Below are 4,069 nucleotides of genomic sequence, written 5' to 3' on the forward strand. Positions count from 1 at the left end.
GATCACGACCAATAAAATGTCCAAGTATAGGCGAACCTACCCAAGCACATTTTATTGGTCGTGATCTGTATTTATACCGGATGCCGTCTTCATCCCGGGCTTATCCTTTGGCTCTGGAAAAGAAAGCAGATAGTTACCGGATGATGTTCGAGCATGTCGGTCTAATTTGAGTTATGAATAAATATAAATATTAAGTATATTTATGAAATAAGCTTACTTTTAGAAAGTATTTAAGTATTTTCTACCTGCATATTGGGATATTCGACCCAGCGATAATCCTTAACTTTAATATCCCGAACATGATGAAAGCTGGACCAGATCAGTTTGCTACCTTTACTCCATTTTAATGTAGAGATACGAGATTCAACTTTCTCAATCTCTTCCGCTGTTGCAGGACGTAAAGAGCCAATCTCTGCATATAAACGTACACCGGGATAATGCTTAAATTTTCCCTTGAATATGGAACTTAACCAGAACAGTTTGCTGCTATTCACAGCCTGAATGCAGGCAAGTGGCTGATGCTGTAAATTTTCAGAGAAGGTGGTGGAGTAAGTATCAAAAAAGAAACCTGTACTAGACTGCTGATCCAGAAAGACAGTTCCGATCGGAGTAATACTAGGAAAGCCTCGGGGATTGATGGTTGCGATCGAACAATGCATTGCTGCACGCTGCGCATCTGCAACAACTTGATGGATATTTTGCCATTCAGAAGGGGAAATCATGATGTTTTCTCTTTATTATTTTAATCAAGCTTAATCTGTATGTCTAAAATAGGCATTGCCATAAAAATATTCAGGCAAGGGCAATTTAACCAATTAAATATATTAGGTAAATTCCCTGTAAACGAAAAAGAGCCGATATGGCTCTTTCAAATTTTAGAAATGGAAAAATGAATTAACCATCATATTCCACATAATCCCACAGGTTTAAGCGCGCTTTAATTTCTTTGCGGATATTCGGCAACATCGGGAGTAATGTCCCGTCAATCCATAAACTTAAAGCTTGTGCAGAAATCAGTTGCTGTTGTTCATCGACCAGTTGCGCGCCTTTAACTATCACCAGCGTTTCTTCAGAAGTTTCGGTTTCAACACCTTTAAATAGCACCTGTAATTCATAACCGGTATCCTGAATCAGCCATTCCAGTTCGACCTGAATATTCTGATTAGATTTAAGTACGACCTGACCTTCGACCAAGTCCGAATCAGACAGACAATCATGTTCAACCCGTACTTTGGCTAAAAACCATTCTTGGTGAGACAGATCCTGCAAGGTCTTAACAGGGGTGAGAATATCACTGAGTTTAAACTGACGGCTTAAATCAAAAAATTGCATGGGAGTGGAAAGCGAAAATTCGCAAAATACTGGAAAAGTGTAATTTTAGAGCAATCAACGGAATAGGTAAAACCTTTGTCAGCATTGATCTGATTAATGTATAAGAAATAAGCTGAAAAATATAAGTATAAAAACCCGATTTAGAGATTTAGTCAATTTTATATTGTTCAGCTTATCACCAATAAAGATTTAAAATATCCAAAGCCAACTATCAATTAAGGAAAAATCACATTAAATGTAATTTGATTGCAATGTATCTGTCATTACATTAACCATTCTCCCGGGAATTTTGTTGCCAGATTCATCATATAACGCTGGAACTGTGTCGTTTCAGGGTCATGATTATGCTGAATGACTGAACCATTTTTTTGGTGTTCCAGCCAAATGATCTCACCCTCTTTATCTAACTTCAGTTGATAAGCCATTCTGGGTAAATACTGGTTTAAGGACTTGGTAATTTCATCTTGAAGTTGATCGGATTCAATCACCAGACCGACTTCAGTGTTTAAATAGGCAGAGCGTGGATCAAAGTTAAAGGAACCAATAAATACCATGCCATCCAGATCAAAGAATTTGGCATGTAAACTGGAACTGTTCTTATTTTTGGCCGGAATAATATTACCGGTCATAATTTCATACCAGGTCCGTTTTGGCCGTTCAATATAAGGTTTGAATTCCCAGAGCTCGATTCCATTCTTGAGCAGCTGTTTACGGTATTGCTGATAATAGGCATGAACCAAAGCAACATCATTTGCCTGGAAAGAATTGGTTAAAATTCTGATTTTGACACCCTGTTGGGAACGTTTACTTAAATAATCCGCACCTTCCTGAGTAGGAATGAAATAAGAAGAAACCAATTCCAGGTGGTCTTTGGGTTCACCCATGAGTTCCAGCATATGGGTATAAATATAATCGCCATTCTGGGCGCTACGACGAACCTTGGAAGGGGCATCGGCAACAAAATAGGCATTTCCCCATTTGATCGGGCGCTTTCTCAGTTGTTCATCAATCTGCTGCTCCGCAATACCGACTCGGCGTTTCAATTCATTTTTATCGACTTCATCTTCTTTAAATTCAGTTCTTAGTCGTTTTAAAAGTTGTGGATTACCCGAATCATTTAGAACTTGTCGGATATCATAGCTTAGATCATCGTTCCAGAATTTGATAAAGGTTTGATTCGCATCGTGTGCTGGCTTTCCGGCAAAGAAAATATCAACATCGCTAAACTGAAAATCCTTACTGGCATCAAAATATTCACTACTGATATTCCGACCACCTGTGACCGCTGCCGTACCATCCGCAATAATCAGTTTGTTATGCATACGCGGATTAATATATTTCATACGGAATCCGTAATCCAGGGCACGCAATTGACGGAATTTATAAGGATTAAATAGTCGGACTTCGAAATTAGGATGCTGGGCTAAGGCCAGCAACTTATCATCCAGTTGAGTCCCGTTCTGGTCATCAATCTGAACCCGAACCTTCACGCCACGGTCTGCGGCTTTTAATAATTGGGAGAGGATCATGTTGCCAATATAGTCATCTTTCCAGATGTAATATTGCAGGTCGAGATGGTATTTGGCTTGATTAATCAGATATAACCTTGCCGCCATACTCATAAAACCGTCATATAAAGGCAGATAAGCCGTTTTCCCTTCCTGAATCTGTGGCAGTTGTTCCTCTCTGATCCAGTGGGTCGATTGTACTGGAGTAATAGCTTCTTCTTTTGCTGTATTGGGAGCTAATTCACAGCCAGAAATAGTCAGGCTAAAAACAAAAATACTTAAACATGTAATTGACGAGGGCTTAGTCATTGATGTTCCATTAGTTATAGGGGTTTTATTCCTCAACTTATGATGTTAATGGTTGAATCTCCGAATAGAAAGAGGTTACTGTTAACCATCTGTAAATCAGTAATAAAAGGATCGTTTTACATGAAATCACGTGCAGCGGTTGCATTTGGCCCAGGTCAGCCATTAGAAATTGTGGAAGTAGATGTTGCTCCACCAAAAGCAGGTGAAGTACTGGTAAAAATTAGCCATACTGGCGTATGTCATACCGATGCATTTACCTCGTCTGGTGATGATCCGGAAGGCGTATTTCCAGCCATTTTAGGCCATGAAGGCGCGGGTGTGGTCGTTGAAGTAGGTGAAGGCGTGACGAGTCTGAAACCGGGTGATCATGTGATTCCACTTTACACAGCAGAATGTGGTGAATGTCTGTTCTGTAAATCGGGTAAGACCAACCTGTGTGTAGCGGTTCGTGCGACTCAGGGTAAAGGTGTAATGCCAGATGGAACTACCCGTTTTTCTTATAATGGCCAGCCGATTTATCATTATATGGGCTGTTCAACGTTCTCTGAATATACAGTCGTTGCAGAAGTTTCTCTGGCGAAAATTAACCCTGAAGCTAACCATGAGCAAGTGTGTTTATTAGGCTGTGGCGTGACTACAGGTATTGGTGCAGTACATAACACTGCTAAAGTACAGGAAGGCGATAGCGTCGCTGTATTTGGCTTAGGCGGTATTGGTCTTGCAGTTGTACAAGGTGCTCGCCAGGCCAAAGCCGGCCGTATTATTGCCGTGGATACCAATCCAGATAAATTCGAACTGGCTAAACAGTTTGGCGCTACTGATTTTGTGAATCCAAAAGACTATGACAAGCCAATTCAGCAAGTGATTGTGGAAATGACCGGTTGGGGCGTAGACCACTCTTTTGAATGTATTGGTAATGT

General features: G+C 40.3%; 4 protein-coding genes and 1 pseudogene. 2 read left to right on the forward strand and 3 right to left on the reverse strand.

The window, feature by feature from the left end; genetic code table 11:
- A pseudogene (locus tag B4J23_RS03830) lies at nt 1–170 on the forward strand (uracil-DNA glycosylase family protein); the annotation flags it as partial.
- A gap of 60 nt (nt 171–230) precedes the next feature.
- Here the strand turns inward: B4J23_RS03830 and B4J23_RS03835 are convergent.
- The 3 genes from B4J23_RS03835 to B4J23_RS03845 all read right to left on the reverse strand — a co-directional run bounded on the left by B4J23_RS03835 (nt 231) and on the right by B4J23_RS03845 (nt 3,149).
- Nucleotides 231–722: a pyridoxamine 5'-phosphate oxidase family protein gene (locus tag B4J23_RS03835; RefSeq protein WP_291358792.1), complete on the reverse strand. Its 492-nt coding sequence runs from the start codon at nt 720–722 to the stop codon at nt 231–233.
- Nucleotides 723–894: 172 nt separating this feature from the next.
- Nucleotides 895–1,332, reverse strand: coding sequence for a hypothetical protein (locus B4J23_RS03840; protein ID WP_291358793.1), 438 nt, complete (start codon nt 1,330–1,332; stop codon nt 895–897).
- Between the two features lie 263 nt (nt 1,333–1,595).
- Nucleotides 1,596–3,149 (reverse strand): phospholipase D family protein, encoded by a 1,554-nt coding sequence (locus B4J23_RS03845; RefSeq protein ID WP_166138148.1) that lies wholly within the window; start codon nt 3,147–3,149, stop codon nt 1,596–1,598.
- A gap of 120 nt (nt 3,150–3,269) precedes the next feature.
- Here B4J23_RS03845 and B4J23_RS03850 point away from each other — a divergent pair.
- Nucleotides 3,270–4,069, forward strand: an 800-nt coding sequence (locus tag B4J23_RS03850) for an alcohol dehydrogenase catalytic domain-containing protein (protein WP_291358794.1), incomplete at its 3' end; no start/stop codon positions are given.

Origin of the sequence: Acinetobacter sp. UBA3025 (assembly GCF_002367915.1) — a bacterium.
Taxonomy (GTDB): domain Bacteria; phylum Pseudomonadota; class Gammaproteobacteria; order Pseudomonadales; family Moraxellaceae; genus Acinetobacter.

Bases quoted from the DNA above. Each gene is read 5' to 3' on its own strand.
- B4J23_RS03835 (WP_291358792.1), bottom strand. From the start codon at position 722: ATGATTTCCCCTTCTGAATGGCAAAATATCCATCAAGTTGTTGCAGAT.
- B4J23_RS03840 (WP_291358793.1), bottom strand. From the start codon at position 1,332: ATGCAATTTTTTGATTTAAGCCGTCAGTTTAAACTCAGTGATATTCTC.
- B4J23_RS03845 (WP_166138148.1), bottom strand. From the start codon at position 3,149: ATGACTAAGCCCTCGTCAATTACATGTTTAAGTATTTTTGTTTTTAGC.